Origin of the sequence: Acaryochloris sp. 'Moss Beach' (assembly GCF_021497025.1) — a bacterium.
GTDB lineage: Bacteria > Cyanobacteriota > Cyanobacteriia > Thermosynechococcales > Thermosynechococcaceae > Acaryochloris > Acaryochloris marina_A.
The window spans coordinates 4679023-4698093 of sequence record NZ_CP071717.1 but is presented as its reverse complement, the minus strand read 5'-3'; the positions used below and the strand labels follow the sequence as shown (position 1 = coordinate 4698093).

Annotated in this window: 13 protein-coding genes; 8 read left to right on the top strand and 5 right to left on the bottom strand. The window is 42.5% G+C overall.

Going from position 1 to position 19071, the window contains the following annotated elements; genetic code table 11:
• Positions 1-264: 264 nt before the first annotated feature.
• The gene (locus HRE53_RS22110; RefSeq protein WP_235107954.1) at positions 265-1440 is read left to right on the top strand and encodes a GUN4 domain-containing protein; all 1176 of its coding nucleotides are present in this window, start codon (positions 265-267) and stop codon (positions 1438-1440) included.
• A 285-nt stretch (positions 1441-1725) separates the two neighbouring features.
• Positions 1726-4281 (top strand): SPFH domain-containing protein, encoded by a 2556-nt coding sequence (locus tag HRE53_RS22105; protein ID WP_235107953.1) that lies wholly within the window; start codon positions 1726-1728, stop codon positions 4279-4281.
• 635 nt (positions 4282-4916) lie between these two features.
• Here the strand turns inward: HRE53_RS22105 and HRE53_RS22100 are convergent.
• Positions 4917-5285, bottom strand: coding sequence for a hypothetical protein (locus HRE53_RS22100; protein ID WP_235107952.1), 369 nt, complete (start codon positions 5283-5285; stop codon positions 4917-4919).
• A gap of 72 nt (positions 5286-5357) precedes the next feature.
• Here HRE53_RS22100 and HRE53_RS22095 point away from each other — a divergent pair, with 72 nt between their 5' ends.
• The gene (locus tag HRE53_RS22095) at positions 5358-6599 is read left to right on the top strand and encodes an ISAs1 family transposase (protein WP_235107866.1); all 1242 of its coding nucleotides are present in this window, start codon (positions 5358-5360) and stop codon (positions 6597-6599) included.
• An 11-nt stretch (positions 6600-6610) separates the two neighbouring features.
• Here the strand turns inward: HRE53_RS22095 and HRE53_RS22090 are convergent, their stop codons facing one another.
• Positions 6611-7597 carry a glycoside hydrolase family 113 gene (locus HRE53_RS22090; protein ID WP_235107951.1) on the bottom strand — a complete coding sequence of 329 codons (987 nt, stop codon included), beginning with the start codon at positions 7595-7597 and terminating at the stop codon, positions 6611-6613.
• Between the two features lie 256 nt (positions 7598-7853).
• Between HRE53_RS22090 and HRE53_RS22085 the strand changes: the two genes are divergently transcribed.
• From HRE53_RS22085 to HRE53_RS22065, 5 genes are all read left to right on the top strand, one after another.
• Positions 7854-8654, top strand: coding sequence for an RNA polymerase sigma factor SigF (locus tag HRE53_RS22085; protein WP_212665344.1), 801 nt, complete (start codon positions 7854-7856; stop codon positions 8652-8654).
• 244 nt (positions 8655-8898) lie between these two features.
• Positions 8899-10305 (top strand): CHAT domain-containing protein, encoded by a 1407-nt coding sequence (locus HRE53_RS22080; protein ID WP_235107950.1) that lies wholly within the window; start codon positions 8899-8901, stop codon positions 10303-10305.
• Positions 10306-10377: 72 nt separating this feature from the next.
• Positions 10378-11232 (top strand): M28 family peptidase, encoded by an 855-nt coding sequence (locus tag HRE53_RS22075; protein ID WP_235107949.1) that lies wholly within the window; start codon positions 10378-10380, stop codon positions 11230-11232.
• 831 nt (positions 11233-12063) lie between these two features.
• Complete coding sequence (locus HRE53_RS22070) at positions 12064-13866, top strand: bifunctional diguanylate cyclase/phosphodiesterase (protein ID WP_235107948.1); 1803 nt, start codon at positions 12064-12066, stop codon at positions 13864-13866.
• A 132-nt stretch (positions 13867-13998) separates the two neighbouring features.
• The gene (locus tag HRE53_RS22065; RefSeq protein WP_235107947.1) at positions 13999-15789 is read left to right on the top strand and encodes an EAL domain-containing protein; all 1791 of its coding nucleotides are present in this window, start codon (positions 13999-14001) and stop codon (positions 15787-15789) included.
• Between the two features lie 83 nt (positions 15790-15872).
• Here the strand turns inward: HRE53_RS22065 and HRE53_RS22060 are convergent, their stop codons facing one another.
• The 3 genes from HRE53_RS22060 to HRE53_RS22050 all read right to left on the bottom strand — a co-directional run bounded on the left by HRE53_RS22060 (position 15873) and on the right by HRE53_RS22050 (position 18969).
• Positions 15873-16865, bottom strand: coding sequence for a diguanylate cyclase domain-containing protein (locus tag HRE53_RS22060; protein ID WP_235107946.1), 993 nt, complete (start codon positions 16863-16865; stop codon positions 15873-15875).
• 1172 nt (positions 16866-18037) lie between these two features.
• The gene (locus tag HRE53_RS22055; RefSeq protein WP_235107945.1) at positions 18038-18499 is read right to left on the bottom strand and encodes a GNAT family N-acetyltransferase; all 462 of its coding nucleotides are present in this window, start codon (positions 18497-18499) and stop codon (positions 18038-18040) included.
• Positions 18496-18969: an ASCH domain-containing protein gene (locus HRE53_RS22050; RefSeq protein WP_235107944.1), complete on the bottom strand. Its 474-nt coding sequence runs from the start codon at positions 18967-18969 to the stop codon at positions 18496-18498. Before HRE53_RS22050 ends, HRE53_RS22055 begins: the two co-directional genes overlap by 4 nt.
• Positions 18970-19071 lie beyond the last annotated feature (102 nt).

The window sequence follows — 19071 nt, the reverse complement described above, 5'->3', positions numbered from 1 at the left end:
AAGTCTATAGAAACTAAGCCTCTCACAATTAAAGCCTCATCATACTGCAGTTGATAAGATGAAAAAAAAGCTTTTAGTAAGATCTCTCAAAGACCTATTTAGAATGTTGGAATAGATTTTGTTAAATATGATTTAAATCGCTGAGAATTATCTCTAAAAAGGGTAGCTAAATTCTCTCGATTTTCTTTAATTTTTTAACCTTTCTCTCTATATTAGTTCCATATATCAACAGCCTTACATTTTCAATGAGTGGAATTTTAATCTGTGTTTCCAGCTAGTATAAGTAACCACCTAAGCTCCCCACAAAAAATATTGATTCTTACAGCAATTCCTAAAGGTCTGAGATTAGGTTTAGAGGTACGTGAAATTGAAGAAGCAATTCGTAGATCTATACAAAGAGATCGCTACAGTATTTCGGTTCGCACAGCTTTACGCCCTAAAGATTTGCGCCGAGTAATCGCAGAGGATCAACCCAATATAGTCCACTTTTGCGGCCACGGACTCGCAAATGGCTGTTTACTGTTAGAAGATGATGCCGGCCGCTCCAAACCCATTACTCCTGCATCTCTTGCTTCATTATTCAAACTTCATTCTCAGTATGTGTATTGTGTGATCCTTAACGCTTGCCATTCCGAAAAAGCAGCAGCTGCCATCAGTCAGCATATCAGTTATGCAATTGGAATGAATCAATCTATTCAAAATGACGCTGCTATTGCATATGCCCAAGGTTTTTACGATGCAATTGGATACGGTAGCTTAGATAATTCTCAACTAATTGAGCGAGCTTTTCAGGAAGGCAAGGTCGCCGTTCAACTAGACGGAATAACCGGACATATAGCTCCTGTCCTAAAATGCAAATCTCACAATCCTATTTCTATCGTTAAGCCTCTAACTCCTGAAAGAGTAGACACTCCATCTCTTGAAATTCCTGCTAACGAGACATCCCCTTCAAAAACATATAAAATAACATCAAGGTCCTATTCTAAGCTGCGTCAGTATCTAGAAAACGCTAATTGGAAAGCAGCTAATGAAGAAACCTTCAACATTCTTCTTGCGATTGCTAAACGAGATGCCGAAGGATGGCTCAGAAGCCATGACATTGAAAATATTCCTTGCTCAGATCTGAAGAGGATAGATCATTTATGGTGTAAATTTAGCCTTGGCAAGTTTGGACTAAGCGTACAAAGAGATATTTGGCTAGCCCAAATATCTTCCTCAAGTGACTTTAATGGAAGCCTTTTCAGAGCATTCGGACACTTTGTTGGTTGGCGAGTAGGTGAAAGTTGGCTGACCTACAAAGACTTAAATTTTTCTCTTGAAGCACCTGCTGGCCATTTCCCCATCATGAGATCTTCTTACGGTGATGGCCAAAGCAATTGGTTTGGTTCATGGAGAGACAACTTCAATGAATTTATTCATTTAAGTAGTAAATGTTTGTGACCACTACAGATAACAATATGTTAAATAAACCAACCAATTTTTTTATTAATATTTCATATTTAGAATCAAGGCTATCATAGGAAAAATCCAGTACATTCAAGGGTACCTACAGATATAGATTTGCTTAATTATCTTGAAGACAAGAAAAAAATCCCCCCCCTGATAGTATTGTTAACACAGTCGAACTTCCACCAATTTAGGTTGGGTTCTGAAGTGCCCTTAGCAAAAAAATATATTAACCTTTAGAAAAAATCATTTTCAAGATTTTAATAGGGAGATTAAAATATGGGTGTTTCTATCCCTGGCATCGTTGAAATTGATGCAAACGAAGTAGGTATTGTTCGAAAAAAATTTGGGCCTAAACTTTCTCCTGGGCAGTACATTGCTTTGATGGGAGAAGCTGGATATCAAGCAGATGTCTTACCTCCTGGCACACACTTTGGGTATTTATCTGTAAAGTATGAAATCCACAAAGTCCCGGTAGTTAGTATTGCCCCTGGAGAGATCGGAGTTGTTATTGCTAAAGATGGAATAGCTATCCCACAAAGGCGAAGTCTTGGGAGAGTGGTTCAATGCAACAATTTTCAAGATGCCCGTGCGTTTTTAGAAAATGGTGGGGAAAAGGGACGTCAGCTTGGATTCCTACCAACAGGCAATTATCAAATTAATACTGAGTTATTTACTATCGTCACTTCTGAAAATGCTATCCAACACGGAATGGATCCTTGCAGCTTGAGGGTATGCGTTGTCGAACCGGACAAAATTGGTATTGTAAGAACATTTAATGGATTACCCATTCATACAGATGAAATAGCTGGCCCCAAAGTACCTGGCCATGACAATTTCCAGAACGGACAGCAATTTATTGAAGCTGGTGGATATAATGGCCTGCAGGAAGAGACTCTTCCTACAGGTGAGTGGAATATTAATCCTTGGTTTGCTGAAGTTGAGCAAGTCCCAGTTGTAAAGATTGAACCGGGTAGAGTTGGAGTTGTTGTTTCTCACACAGGGAAGACCTCTGCCACGGCTAGTGATGAACCTGTTAATGATGGATGCAAAGGAGTTCAAAAAAATTACCTACTTCCTGGTAAACACCGAATCAATACTAGAACCAAGGACGTAATTATTGTTCCTACTCATGATATTACTCTTGATTGGTCAAATAAATCTAAATCACCAAGCAATTATGACTCTAGTTTACGTTGTTTGAAATTACGCTCCCAAGATGGTTTTGGTTTTGATATTGAAGTAACTCAGGTTGTAAGAATCGATGGGGCAGATGCTCCAAAAATGATTTCTCGCATTGGTTCTCCTGCTACTCGGATAGGTGACCCAGCAGACATCATAGAACCTAGCTTGATCAAGCTTTCATCGATCAGAAATTTGGTGGTTAGGGTGCTGGAGCCCATGGTAGGGAACTATTTTCGAAATTCAGCCCAATACTACAAGGCAATTGATTTTCAAAGTAAGCGCACAGAGATTCAGAAAAATGCTGCAGATCACATCAAGGTCGAACTGAATAAATACGGTGTTCAGGCCGTTGGAACCTTTATTAATGAGATTGATCTTCCTGATACTTTAGAAGCCATCCTAACTGAGCAGGAAGAAACTTATGTCAGAATACAAGGCCAGAAAATAGCGTTAATTGAACAGCAAAATCGCCAGCAACTAGAATATCACCGAGCCTTAGCAAATAGCCAAGCACAAATTGTTCAATCTCAAATTGAAGCCAATTCTATTCGGCAAATGGGTGCGGCAAAGGCAGATATTTTAAAACTTGAGGTTGAAGCTGTTGGCGGCTTCCGCAATTTTTTAGAACAAAAAAAAGTTGAAAATTGGTCAAAAATTCAGTTGCCAAGCGTTCTAGTCAATTCAAGTGGTGATCGCGCAAATTCGTTAGATGCAGTCATTACTCCAATGCTTATGGGAGCTACTACTACGGCTACACACTCTACAAGCCATTCTCAGCCTCAGTTACCCAACTCCTCTTCATCCCCCCCCCGGTTAGGTGCCTCATTAACGCGCTGCCCTATCGTGATACTTATTGACACGTCTTTATCTATTTCAGATGATTATCTTGAACGTCTAGAAAGAGGTCTTAATATTTTTGAGCAAGAGTTGGGCGAGGATAATATCACTCGTCGATGCACTGAAGTTAGCATTATTACATTTGGTGGTAGCGTTAACATTTTGCAGTCTTTTTCCAATCCTGGAAGCTTCTTTGTACAGAAACTGGAATCTCAGGGCAGTGCAATTGTCGGTCATGGTCTCGAAATAGCATTGAAAAATATTGAGCATCGCAAAAGTATCTATAAAAATCAAAACGTTCAACATTATCAACCTTGGTTGATACTTATTTTAGGTAGTTCCTCAACTGATGATTGGCAAGGTCCGGCACAAGAAATTCGCCAAGCTGTCTCAGCAAATGAACTCAACTTTCTCTGTATAGGAACACAAGAGGCTAACATAGATATTCTAGAGCAAATTTCACCTCCATCATTACCTCCATCAATACTTGAAGAGTTGAAGTTTGAACCACTTTTTTATGGCTTAGCTGATCTAATGAAGCGAATTTCAAACCATCAACGGAAAAACCGTCTACTGGAGCAGTTAGCTAATGCAGCAAAACAAGCTGCCGATAATTTACCACCCGATCAAGCTGCAGAACTATCTCAATGCGTCGCAGAACTAATGACCGAAGCCTCACAAATTAGACCAACAAAAGAAGGTTATAGTACTAGTGCCGCTGGATTATACAAAACTGCCAGTAAACTAGGAGAAACAACATTTGCAATTTCAGAACTTATTCCGCATATTACAAAATCTTTGGGGCTTAGCTAAGACGAGAAATATAGTCAGCTAATCTACAGAACTCTCCGATACTTGAATTGAGAATATGGTCCATTACCTAAATAATTCTTCTCTATAACATTGAGTCAAAAGGTATTTTTCTATTAAATTAAGAGGCTTTAATAAAATCAATCAGCGCAAAGCTAAACTATGGAACTGATCAGTTACTAAGTGGTGAATTCAAAAGCTCAGCTTTGTTCAGAGCTGGTCGAGAATAGGTAACACTTGCATGATAAACCAGGCCATTTTTAGAAATGTCCCATTCAGGGTTTATGCCTTTCCCTAAGCTCTTTTGCAGAGTTTGAACTCTAGCAGTTCTATCCAGTGAGGCTGCTTTTCTTCTGTCATCATTTCTCTAGGACTTATACTCATCCTATCTTTACAACCACTATTCATGAATTTTCTGTGGTTAAAAAAATTGGAGAAGTCCTGAATAGGGTGTGCCAAGTCAATTGCTCATAGAGAAATAATTGCGCAGCCTAGAGTTGAGATTCTTTACCAAAGAACTTACTCTGGGTTTATGTTTCATACCTCTTGGATCGTTTCATGGAACAAATATTGATTGTAAGAGCCCCACTGAAGTTGGAGGTTCTGTCCTTATGCTCCTCTCTCCCCTAATTTTGAATCTATTTCAAAAATTTCTGTAATGTCTTTTGCAATGGATCGACTGGCGAATCGTTCAATATCAAAACGAATGGCTCCAAAGACTGGTGATCTGGTTGGGTAGATATTTTCCAGTACAGAATGCCCTGTAACAATTTGGGGTAGTGCTTTTTAACAGTTTGATAGAGGGCCTGCACCGCCAACACCCGTTCCTGATCATTCGTGGGCTGCATCGTCCATAAAATCACCTCTTGTTGCCCTGGCTTTCCGACTAAGGAAAAGCCGCGATAATTCCAAGGAGCGAGAGTATTTTGGTCCCAGCGAGTATAGCCCAACTCCGTAAAGATCACAGGTTTTTTCCGAATCGACTGGTCTCGGCGAAAGGCATCCATATCCAGGGGCAGCGCAAGAAAAATGAAGCTGTAATATGCTATGGAACTCCATTCTGTTAAAAGGGTTTCCCCATGGCTACAGGATTCAGCAAGCCGCCTTCCTCACCAGCTTCCACTGACTCATCCTCGTCACTCCTGCCTGCCAGTGATTGCGATCAGGCTTATCAACAGTTGTCCGAGTGTTTTGAAGATTTGCCTGATCCACGGGGAGGCCAAGGTGTCCAGCATCCGTTTGTCAGCATCGTCGTGATTGGACTATTGGCAAGTTTAGGTGGCGCACAAGGGTGGGAAGACATTGAAACCTATGGTCTAAGCCATCAAGATTGGTTGTCGAGTTTTCTGAGCCTACCGTCTGGGATGCCGACAGCAGACACCTATCGACGAGTGTTTGAGCGTATTTGCCCCTCCGCTTTTGAGCGGAGTTTCAATCACTGGTTGGATCAGGTAGTGACAACCCTCGGCGCTCAAGTGATACCGATTGACGGCAAACAACTCAGAGGTTCCTATGATCGCAATCAAGACCAATCCGCATTGCATCTGGTCAGTGCTTGGGCCAGTGAGTATCGGTTATTTCTAGGACAGGTCAAAGTTGCAGACAAGAGTAACGAAATTACCGCTATTCCAGCACTGCTAGAGCTATTAGACATTGCCGGGTGCATTATTACCATTGATGCAATGGGAACTCAGCACGAGATTGCCCGCCACATTCAAGCTAAAGAGGCTGACTATGTGCTGGCCCTCAAGGAGAATCATCCCACGCTGTTTGAGCAGGTTGAGCAATGGTTTGAAACGGCTGAAGCGAATGAGTTTAAGTGCATTGAGCACAGCTATGATGCGCGGGTGGAAGCAGGGCACCATCGTCGCGAAAAACGACAAGTTTGGGCCGTGTCCCTTCAACAGATGGGTCCTCTGTACAAGCAGGCGCAGTGGAAGGGCTTGCAAACCATCGTCAAGGTCGCTCGAACCCGTCACTTGTGGAACAAAACCACCTATGAGGTGATGTTTTATATCAGTTCTCTACCGCCAAATGCTCAGCAGTTGGGCAAAGCCATCCGCCAGCATTGGTCGATTGAGAACCAACTCCACTGGGTCTTAGACGTGACCTTTGGCGAAGATGCTAGCCGCATTCGCACAGGACATGCGCCGGAAAACATGGCCATCCTGAGACGCTGGAGCATCAACCTTCTCAATCAAGAAACGTCCTTTAAGAAAAGTACCCGTCAAAAACTAAAACGGGCGAGCATGGATGAAGCGTATATGCTCAAAGTTCTAGGCGCTTCTCTTCCTTTACAGTCTAGCCTTTCAGAGGCTTGATTTTCTTGCGCTTACCCTGCATCCATATCCCCCAGAATTTTCCGCCATCCTGACGAGAGCTGCTGCTTCAACTGTCGTTGATTTCGGAATTGAGGTTGCGATCGCAACGGGAAATACGCATTCACCCCAATCACATCCAGGGCATCCCAAAACCCCACCGACTGATATTGATCAAAGTTTGCTGCATAGGTCAGTTTGCCAGAATAGATCTGGCGAGTATGCTGAATCAGTTGCCGCCAGTGCTGATCTAAGCGTTGACGACGACGGTTGATCACATCGGTCTGATCCGTTTCCCCTTGATAACTCACCTGCTTTGCCCAAGTCTGCCAAGCCAGTAACCGCTCTTCCAAAAACGCCTCCAGAGTGGGAAATTGATATCCCCCCTTAAGCTGTAGTTCCGCAAAAGGAATCCGGTCTTTATACTTCAACAGGTTATGGATCAGCGCTCGCTGCTCAATCGGATCGAGATAGTAACGTTCTAGATCGGGTAAAGACCGAACGGGCAACGTAGAGGTTAGGGCATTCATTTCACTGCCCAGTCCCAGCATATCGACCCCTTCCGCTTCGGCAATCTCAGCCCATTGGGTCACAAAAGCAGTGTAGGTCTCAAACCAGTCAGCCAGTTGGGCGTCCGTCTTTGGCATCGTCAGTCCATGCCAAATAAAATTATTTTGGGGATAGGCATGATCTAAGGCAAGCCGCAAAATCAGTACGACATTCAGTCCTGCAGCTTTAGCCGCCCGAATCTCTTGCAGCACCCCCTCATCTTCAGGGTCATATCTAAGATTGGCCGAATTCCATTCGCCTTGGGTGGCATAGACCGTCACCTCCACTGTATTCATTTCCGCTGATTTCAGTTCCTGTACCCAGACCGATGCATTCGGCTCATTCACCTGTGTTCCCCCCAAATAAAATGACCAGACCGGACTAGGCTGGCTCAAAAAAATCACAATGGGCACTAAAAAGGCCAGAATTAACCAGCGAAACCTAAACTTCATTAAAAATTTTTTTTCCTTGCGTCTCCTTTATTCTATACAAATAGAATTATTTGCTGATCCCTCTATGCCAGTTCTCATAAGCTTTTCAGGATTCTCTTATTTTCAGCTCATGATTCATATGCATGCAAAGCTCCGTAGAAATGCGGAAAAATCAAAACTCAAAAAGTTTGATATTCCCGTGTTTTAACGATGGTTTTCCGAGTTCAAGATCTTCATAATGATTTTCAGATACAGGAAAACAGGACTTTATAAAACGATGGCTTATCAAACTTCTCTTCAATCGCAAACCATGGAACTTTTGGTCGCTTATCGTCAAAAGCCTTCCGTTAAATTAAGAAACCGTCTTGTGCGATTGAACATGGGTCTGGTTCGCAAGGTTGCTCACCGTCTAACCCATCAGTGCGCTGAGCCCTACGAAGATCTAGAACAATGCGGATTTCTAGGTTTGATTACTGCCATTGAGCGATTTGACCCCTCCCAAGGATATGCCTTCAGCTCCTTCGCAGTACCTTACATTCGCGGCGAAATTCTCCACTTCCTCCGGGATCGAGCTAACACGGTTCGTATTCCCCGCCGCTGGCAACAGCTCAGCCGCGATGCTGCCAAAGCCAGACAAGCACTCACCATGGAATTGGGTCGTCAGCCTAACGATCAAGAAATCGCTGATGCCCTCAAGCTCTCCATGCAGGAATGGCGCTCTGTTAAACTCGCCACCACCAATCGCGTCCCCCTCAGCCTCAATGCTCGGGTCTCCTCTGGTCACTCCCAATCCGATTCTGCCATGACCCTGGGTGACACCCTTATGGATGTCCACAGCCAAATTCTTCAGGCTAACCAAGAAGACCGCATCGAACTCCAACAAGCCTTAAACCAGCTTGAAGATCGGACTCGGATCATGATTGAGTCAGTCTTTTTCCAACAGCTCTCCCGCCAAGAAGTCGCTAAGCGCATCGGCGTCAGCTCCGTCACCGTTACCCGCAACATGAAAAAGGGTATCGACAAGATGATCGATTTGCTCCAACAGCAACAGCCCAACGCACTGCAAGCTGAGCACTAAACTTTCCCTCTCTAAACTTTAGGACATGTTTCCCTATAGGCTTAAAGCCTATAGGGAATTTCTTTGTGTCCATCCACAATCCCACTCCCACTTCGTGTCCTTCCTAGATCAAGATTTTCAGGGGTATCCATTCCATCCATTGAACACCCACGATCTGGCAATTCCCGCACTATCAGCTTTTGGATCGTCTAGCCCTACCTTTACCCTTAAACTGAGGAGTACGACTTTTTACGGGGTGTAGAATATGCCGAGACAGAATCCAACCCTTGCTAAATCCAGACTAGGGGGGATGCGATCGCACCCACGTTTCTTCCAGTGCCAAGGTAAATTCCCCCACCTCATTGGACTGATCAGCCTCTGCAGTATCTGGGCCTATTCCTTGCCAAGTTCTGCTCAATACAACCGCCCAGTTATCCCTCCCAAAGCGACCCAAAACTTCTTAGCTATGGAGCGTAGCTTCGAAAAAGAATTTGAAGCCTATTTTGGCGAAGATCTAGCAGAAGTCACCCAAGATCCCGCCGATGTTGCCCAAACCCTTAGCCGCATTAGCCAAACCACTGGAACCCATCCAGGGGTATTGTGGATCATTCCTCGTGAGGATCATCTACATCTAGTCTTGCTATTACCCGGCGGCCAGCCCATTGTCCGCGACCTATACGATGTCCCTCGCTCAAAACTTCTAAAAACCGTCGCTACCTTTCGAGATCAAGCACAAGATCCTGGCAAGTGGGATCTAGAATCGGCTCAACAACTTCACCAATGGCTGATTGCCCCCTTTGAGAAAGATCATCTCCAAGCTGCCAACATTGATACCTTATTGTTTTGCTTAGGCAGTGGACTCCGAGGCTTACCTCTAGCTGCCTTACATGACGGTGAGCAGTATCTGGTCGAACAGTATAGCCTCACCAATATTCCGGCATTCAACCTGATTCAAACCGAATATATCCCTCGTAAGCGGGGAAAAATATTAGCAGGTGGAGCTTCCGAGTTCTTGCAACTAGAGTCTCTACCGTCCGTCCCCACGGAAATTTCAGCCATTTTGACCTTCCTTCAGGAACGTCTACCAAACCAAGCCCAGTGGCAGGGCCAAGCCTTACTCAATCGCAATTTCACCCTCAAAAACCTCAAAACTCAGTTAAACGAGCAAACCTACAATATTATTCACCTCGCCACCCATGCCGAATTTAATCCTGGCCAGCCCCGTCAGTCATTTATTCAATTCCGGGATACCCAACTTCGACTAGACCAAATGCACACACTGGATTGGTCCCGACCCAGCCTCGATCTCTTAGTACTGAGTGCTTGTAAAACAGCCTTGGGCGACAAAACCGCTGAGTTAGGATTTGCTGGTATCGCCCTCAAAGCAGGCGTTAAAACAGCCTTAGGAAGTCTCTGGTATGTCAGTGATGTCGGCACCCTAGCCATTATGAGCGAGTTTTACCAACAACTCCCCCGCCACAAGACCAAATCAGAAGCTCTGCGTCAAGCTCAATTGCGAATGCTTCGAGGTCAAATTCGGGTCCAAAATGGACAACTCACCCTTTCCAACACTCCCTTACCTCTACCGAGTGAAGTCTCCGATATTACCGATATCGACTTCACCCATCCCTTCTATTGGTCAGGCTTTACGATGATCAGTAGTCCTTGGTAATTGACATCCTCTCCCACCAAGCTTTTAGCTATGGTTGGAGTACTGCGAAGACTTTTGATAGGTTGATGGTCTATGGGTAGTCCTTTACAAGAACGCCTCTCACAACATTTATCCCACCTAACCCGGGAACGCGACCCCTATCTCTCAACAGCCGGACATTTTTTCGTCAAAGAATACATCTACCAAGAACTCAGCCAATGGGGGGCGGTGCGTCGGCATACCTTTAGAACACTCAAAAAAGTTGCCAAAAGCGTTCATGAAAACCTAATCTTGTCCTTACCCGGCACCCAGTCCCTACCTCCAATTCTCATTGGAGCCCATTTTGATGGCGTCCCCGGCTCTCCCGGAGCAGATGATAATGCAACCGGGGTCGCAGTCCTTCTAGAACTAGCCCAGCATTTCCATCACCATCCGGCTCGTCATCCCATCCAGATCATTGGTTTTGACCTAGAAGAATATGGACGATTAGGGAGTCAAGCCTATGCCCAAGAACTAAGGCAAACCAAAACCCGCATCACCACCATGATCAGCTTAGAAATGCTGGGCTATATTGACTCAAGAGAGCATACTCAGCGATATCCGGCGGGGCTTGAGTATTTTTATCCTTCCACTGGTAACTTCATTGCCCTACTCGGCAATCTTCGCTCCATTCCCACCATGTTTAAAATGTCCACTCACCTAAAGCGCAGTGGCGCTCCTTGTGAATGGCTTCCCGTCCCCTTACGCGGCACTCCCATTCCAGATACCCGCCGTAGTGACCATGCCTCCTTTTGGGATTATGGGTATTCCGCGTTGATGGTGACCGATACGGCTGATTCAAGAAATCCCCACTACCACAAACCCAGTGATACCATTGCCACCCTCAATCTAGATTTCCTCGAGTCAATCTACAATGGCTTGGTTCAAGCTATCCAAACTGGAATATAGACAAGTCATTCTTGACCAGAAAATTTGACTAAATGGATAAAGCAGCATGAGAGTGAGATTATTTTTTAAACTCGTTCTACAGATAAATTCAGAGCACAAAGAGCCAAAGAAAATCTTAAAACAAGCATGCATAGATCTATTTTTATTTGAGCGCTTGAATTTCATACTAGCCATCTAACTAGATTATACAAGGTGACTTGTTGTCGTAGCCTCACACAATAAAAAAGCCCAATACGAAGGCAGAAAATGCAGTTCAAAACTATAGAAAGAATCTCGCCAAGTCAGTCAAAATTCTCCGAAAAGCTAATATTCAATCCTTAGTTTTGGTGATTTTCATGCTACTCATACTTTAAAAAACAAAGCAAGTAACTCCCTAAAATCTAAACACCACACAGCAATATTCACATCTCTATTTAGCTACATAAAAAATCAAATAGATTCATTGCCTTATAGCAGTTTCCGAGATCTTTTCGAACCATTTTGATCATTAAATCTCAGAGTCTTACTAGAATTTCTCCTTCACCCAGAAGTAATGGGGATGCTCTAGCGATAGGAATACTGTGAGAAATATAGCTTGACCGGTAGCCGTTCTATCACCATTCAATTTGATTCTTAATCTGAAAATTTCTTGTCAAGCTATCAGACTAAACAAAATAAGTAGTATCACTGAGGCCAGCTAACTATTTTTATGAGATCAAGCGACTAAAGTAGTTGCTTCCACGGAGAGAATGGCGAGGAAGCAATATAAATAATTGCGTACTACTTCGGATATATTCCTCTTGATATTGCGTTATACCTTAAGACATTATTACGAAATCTAGGTTCATTCCAATGTATGCAGGCGGAACTCAAATTTTGATGATTGAGGATGATGATCAAGATGTAGAAATTGTTAGAGAATTGCTGAGTATCAATCAAAATTCAGTCACCCTCAAACATCGTCGGACACTTTCCACAGGGATCACGTTTCTGCATGAAACCAACACAATTGACTTGGTCTTATTGGATCTGTGCTTATCAGATACGCAGGGTCTCGAAACATTTCATAAGATTCACGAGATGTTCCCAAGTATCCCACTAGTCATCCTTTCTGGGAATACAGATGAAACGATAGCCATAGAAGCAATGCAGGATGGGGCTCAAGACTTTCTAGTCAAAGGGCGATTTAACAGCACCCTCCTCTCCCGCACGATTCAATATGCGTTAGAAAGACAAAAACAACAATTAGAGCTGCAGTATAAAAATGCAACATTATTAGCCCTTTCAGAACAACTAGAAGTTGCCAATCATGAACTAGAACGCTTGGCGACCATGGATGGGCTAACACGGGTTTATAACCGACGCCAGTTTGATTCTGTTTTTCAAAGAGAATGGCATCGTTTATATCGCGAGGAACAACCGTTATCAGTGATTCTTGGCGATGTGGATCACTTCAAAGCCTATAACGATACTTACGGTCATCAAGCAGGAGACCAGTGTTTACAGCAAGTTGCTCAAGCCATTGCTAGAGTTGCTAAACGCCCCGCAGACTGTGTAGCTCGCTACGGTGGTGAAGAATTTGTAGTGCTGCTTCCTCACACGGATTTATCAGGAGCAATACACGTTGCAGAGGCTGTTCGGACAGAGGTTGAGGAACTCAATATTCCCCACCGTAATTCATCAGCTAGTCATCACATCAGCCTCAGTTTGGGCGTTGCGAGTCTTGTTCCAAGCGAAGATATTCCCCCCTCATATCTGATTGAATCTGCAGATCAAGCCTTATATGCAGCTAAGGATCTCGGTCGCAACCGGGTCACTGCTCATACATCTGATTGCACAAATCCCTTACAACCCACTAACCACACATTGTTGTGGACCAGAAGGATAGAGCAAGCTTTAGAAAAAGATTATTTCCGGCTCTATGCTCAACCCATCCACCCACTCAATCAGAATCGAGAGAAACAATGTTTTGAGATTTTACTTCGCTTATGCGATCAGCCTGGCACAGTCATTACTCCAGGTGTATTTTTACCCATCGCAGAACAAAAGGGCTATATGAATCAAATTGATCATTGGGTCATTGAGCATTTATTTGCAGATCTACATGAAATTCAAGCAAATATGCAGCAAAATGCTCAATTTTTCATCAATTTATCCGCTATAAGCTGTAATAATGGCCAGCTTATGGAATTTTTACAGCAACAGCTTACCCGCTTCGATTTACATCCAGAAGAATTTTGTTTTGAAATTACTGAAAGCGTTGCACTGAAAAACATATCCAATGCAGCTAAACTCAGTAACGAGTTGAAAGCAATCGGCTGTCAAGTTGCTTTAGATGATTTTGGCAATGGATTATCCTCATTCATGCATCTCAAATCCATTCCTGCAGATTATCTCAAAATCGATGGCTCTTTCGTCAAGGATATAGACTCTGATCCAGTTGCCATGGAAATTGTCGGAGCCATCCATAGACTAGCCAAAAGCATGGGGATGCAAACGATAGCAGAGTATGTGGAATCTGAGCCTATCCTCGACAAAATATCCAGTTTTGGTATCGATTATGCTCAAGGTCATTATTATGCCCAAGCCCAACCACTTATTGAAACCTTAGTGGCTTCCCAATCTATTCCATATCGCCAAGGAGCTGAAAATTAATCGTTCCAGTGAGGAAGGATTAGTATCTTACTGAAAAAATGCATCAAAAAAACTGAACAAAAAAAGAAAATAAAATCCAAGTCTTTTTAATTTTTTTAATTAAATGCAGAGTTGCATTTAAGGGGGGAGCAAATGCGATCAACAAAAACACATGTATTAATGATTGAAGACGACGAACAGGATGCAGAGATCGTTCGTAGTTTTCTAGATAACTTGCCTCAACTACCATTAATACTTCAACATAAGCATACTTTATCGGAAAGCATCAATTTCTTACACAATAATGAGTCCATTGATCTAATCCTACTAGATCTCACGTTATCTGATGCTAAAGGTTTAGACACATTTCATCAGGTCCATCAAGCTTTTCCGCAAAAACCTCTCATTATTCTGAGTGGTAATTCAAACCAAGCCGTTGTTCAAGAAACACTGAAAGAGGGAGCAACAGATTTCTTAATCAAAGGTACTTTCGATAGTTCTGCTTTGTGTTACTCCATTCAACATGCTTTAGAAATTCAGAAACAAAAACTAGAACTAGAGCTCCAGAATAATGCCCTTCAAGCATTATCAAAGCAACTAGAAATAGCTCAGTCTGAGATCAAGAAGCTTGAAACGATTGACTCTCTTACCAATTTTTATAACCGAACTCAGTTTGACGACGTTTTCCTATCTGAATGGAAAAGACTACAGCGCGAAGAACAACCATTAGCCCTCATTCTCTGTGAGCTAGATCCGATTGAAGCTGAGATCGATCCAGTTTCTACAACCTGGGAAGATCATATTTTGCATCAAATCGCTGAGGTGATGTTCCACATCATTAAGCGTCCAGCAGATTGTGTCGCTCGATATAGTGAAAATCAATTTGTGATCTTGTTACCCAATACCGATATTTTGGGAGCAACCTTCATTGCTGAAGCCATCCGCATTCAAGTCCAAAAACTGGGTGCAGATTATCTCTCAACCTCACACCATCAACCTACAACCCTCAGTTTTGGCATCACAGGCCATGTCCCGAGGTATCTAGAAGCACCCTCTTTATTGATTGAAGCTGCGCACCAAGCATTGATAGGAGCTAAAGCCCGCGGACGACATCAGGTCAATTGGCAAACGATTCGGGATGCTAAGTCTGAGTTATACACTCGCCAAACATTACATTGGGTGGGCAAGCTACACCAGGCATTACAAAACGATCTATTTAAGCTATATGTTCAGCCCATTCATTCATTGAATAGAGTAAGTAGCATAGAGAGTTTCGATATTTTACTGCGACTCTGCGATCAATCCGGTCGAGCTTGTGCTCCCGAAATGTTTCTACCTATGCTTGAACAGTATGATTTTATGGCTCAGATTGACCAGTGGATGATTGAGCACTTGTTGTTAGAACACACACAGATTTATGCACATAAGAAGTTTGAAGCTATTTACTTTATCAAGCTCTCTGCTGCAACCTGTAAGGCGGGAAATCTATCTGAGCTGGTCCAACAACAGCTCAATCTATACGACTTTCCAGCTAGTCAACTTTGCTTTGAAATCTCAGAATCAGTTGCATTGAAAAATTTATCCTCGGCAGTAAAACTTTCACAATCCCTTAAAGCGTTAGGTTGTCAGATTGCTTTAGATGATTTCGGTGTAGATTTCAAAACTTTTAAACAGTTGAAACCTATAAAAGCAGATTATGTAAAAATCAATGGAGAGCTGGTTGAAGGTATTACTGAAGATCCCATCTTGCATGGAATTTTAGAGTCAATCAAGCGAGTAGCTGATGTCATGAATTCCAAAACCATCGCCAAGCAAGTTAGATCAGAAATGACCCTTAACGCACTAGATAACCTAGGAATTAACTATGCCCAGGGAAATCATTTTGAGCGAGCCCTTCCCCTCAAACAGTATATGAGCATGCAACCTTCATCTATGGCCCACTAATTTACTTAGAATGTCTTTCACCCTAAGAGATATTTAGAAGGCAGCCCAGTTATCCCCTTTCAATTCCAAAGAAAAGTCAAAAATTATGTTTGGATCAATTCAAGAGTATGAGTTCGATTACGGCCTTGTTTTTTTGCTACATATAGAGCTTGATCTGCCAGCTCAATCAACTGAGATGGGGCTGTCGCTTTGCTTGGAATGATACAAGCTACTCCTAAGCTGAGGCTAACATAATGACTGACAGAGGAAGAGCTATGGGGAATACTGAGGGCTTCGATTTCCGATCTAATGGTTTCAGCGACATGAAGCGCTCCAGCTTGATCGGTGTTAGGTAGCACCACCACAAATTCTTCTCCACCATAACGAGCTACACAGTCTGCAGAACGCTTAGCTACAGCAGAAAGGGCTCGGGCAACCTGCTGTAGACATTTATCACCCGCAGGGTGCCCATAGGTGTCGTTATACGCCTTAAAGTGATCGACATCACAGAGAATCAGGGATAGAGGTTGCTGTTCTCGCATCATTCGAATCCATTCTGCCAGAAATATCGAATCAAATCGACGTCGATTATTGATGTGAGTCAAACTATCTATCGCTGATATTTTTTCGAGTTTATGGTTAGCTACTTTGAGCTCTTTTGAAATTTTTTCTAAGACCTTATTCTTCTCTCTTAATTCCAACCAAAGATTCTGTCTTTCTAGAGCAAATTGAATTGAGCAACGTAGGATGGTAGCATCAAAATGCCCTTTAAATAGACAATCTTGTGCACCTTGTTGCAATAGATATAATGCTCTAGATGGATCTAAATTACCACTGAGAATGATCAGAGGCATTTCTGGAAAATTCAGTTGAATTTGTTGAAAAGCTTCTAGATTACTGGCATCCGTTAAAGATAAATCAAGAAGCACAAGGTCAACGGCAGGTTCATGATGAAGTCGAGCTATCCCTTCTGCGAGTGAACTCCGATGCTCAAGAGCTGTAGGGAAACTATGACGGCCCTCTAGTAATTCTCTGATGATTTCTACATCCTGCTCATCGTCCTCAATCATTAAAATCCGGGTATCACTGAGCTGCACCACCTTCCCCCTTGAATTAAAAATGACACATAGATAGCTGGGTGATTTCCCAAAAGGAACTATTTACTCACCATTCCTTTCACTTTAAGACTCAAACAGTTTTGACGCAATGATCGTTATTAACTATTCATCGAAAGTTATACTAAAGTTTTTAACTTTATAATTACCATAGGCTAGAGAATTTACCATTCAATTACAACATCGACAGTATTTAAAATTACGATTCTCAGAATCGCCATGATTAGATTTTCAAACACTACTGCTTACACTTTTCTGCTGTCTATACTCACTCAAAAAAAACTTATGGATCGATCTCTACTATAAATCCAAGAAGACTCTGAAAACAATAAAATTACACGACAAAAAATTGCAACTAAATCAAAAGCATTCAATAAGATTAAACAAATTAAATAGGCTCAGAAAACCAGCCTATACTGCAAAAAACAAAACACTCCACAAAAAAAATCTATAGCAAACAATATAGACTCGACAAATATACCAGCATATATTATTGAAATTCATTTTCATTGGTTAAATTGTACAGAAAAAATAAACTCTTTATATATCTCAGAACAGATATAATCATCTACTTTATAGCAAAAGATAAGCAGCTAAAAAACTAATCTAGCTGGCTACATGTCAGATGAATACTCTTTCTTGGGAATCTTACGACTACTACTCATGTAGAGCAATGTAAGTTGATATAGCGATCTGACGTGAGTTGTGAGAATTATATTCAACCTAAATGGATACTGGTAAAGATTTCAGCCTCTCTACATCTCACGATTGATTTCAGATTGCTATAGTTACTTCCCCCACCTAAATGAAGAGAGAAAAGGAAGCAGAATTACTAAGTGAATTTCTTAAGCAGCTAAACAAGCCAAATTATGGCATCCGTTCCCATACCAATATTGTCATCTCATGCTACGTTGTTGCGTTTGCACTTTTCATCATTAGTGGATATGTTTTCGAGAGAGGAAGTTACATAGCTAATTTAATGCTTGTTTTCGGTGGGCATTTTTGGGGTACAGGGTGGGTTTTTCACAGAAGTATCTCCCAATGGAAAGCACTGGCTCCTCATATTTCTACAACATCCATTGATGAGCGAATGCGTGAACTGGAGTTATGATCCACTACTTCACGCGATGCTGTTGAATCACTCACTGATAGATTCACAGGTTTAGCTCCACTAAATACCGTTGAAACTCAACACCTTGACGATCCACTACTTCCATATCGTAAATTTGAAAACCTAATTTCTGAAATAGTCCCAAACTGAATGCACTCGCTTCGGCATACAATCGCTTGAGCTTAAACTCACGAGCCTGTTCCAACACTGCTTGCATCAAAATTGACCCCACACCCCGACGAAGATAGTCTTTCCGCACATAGGTCGACACCACATGCCCCTCTTCTCCAATCCCTGCAAATCCTAAAATTCCAGAGTCATCTTCAGCAACAAAGGTAGTTACCCCCAAAATAAACTGCTTAAATTGGTCAGCATCCCTGGAAAAAGAAGCCCATATTTGAGTTTGAGCATGGGTGTAGTATTCAGGTGCATTGACTAAAACAGTTTGTCGATAAAGCGCTGCTAATTTTGGTAAATCAGACCCTTGAGCATAGCGAACAATCATGATTGAGGCTGATACACAATTTGAAATCGCTCGTAAATCAGCAGCATGTCGAGGGAAGGTTCTTTGCCAATTTTAGGTAACACTCGAGAAAAATACTGCCAATGATCTCGCCGCCATGATGCTAAGGTACGGTCACCTTCTCCTTCGGCAAAGGCCATTGGTTCATCAATTTCACTGAATACTTTCACTTCCACTGCCGTTGTTTCAATAATACAAATAGGTGTTTGATTACCGTCTAAGACTACAGTGTGCAACCCAACTTCTGGGAGAGCACTATGTTCAGCTTGCCATTCCCATAATGCACAGCAAGTTGCGGTTTTCACCCCATCCAGTACCAATTGTCCCAGTTCATTGGCTAGCTCCGGAGTATCTCCAAACTGTTCCACCAAATAATTGGGGTTGATCTGCTCACTTGAAGACGATGTCTCTAGATACTGTCGCCAATAATGCTCAATACTTGGCTTGTTCATACTTTGACGATTTATTTAGATCCCGTGTAAGAAGCTGGCAAGCTAAGTATTGAGCCCGTTATCTTTCAACACAATTTAGGTTACTGAAATATGAGAGCCTAA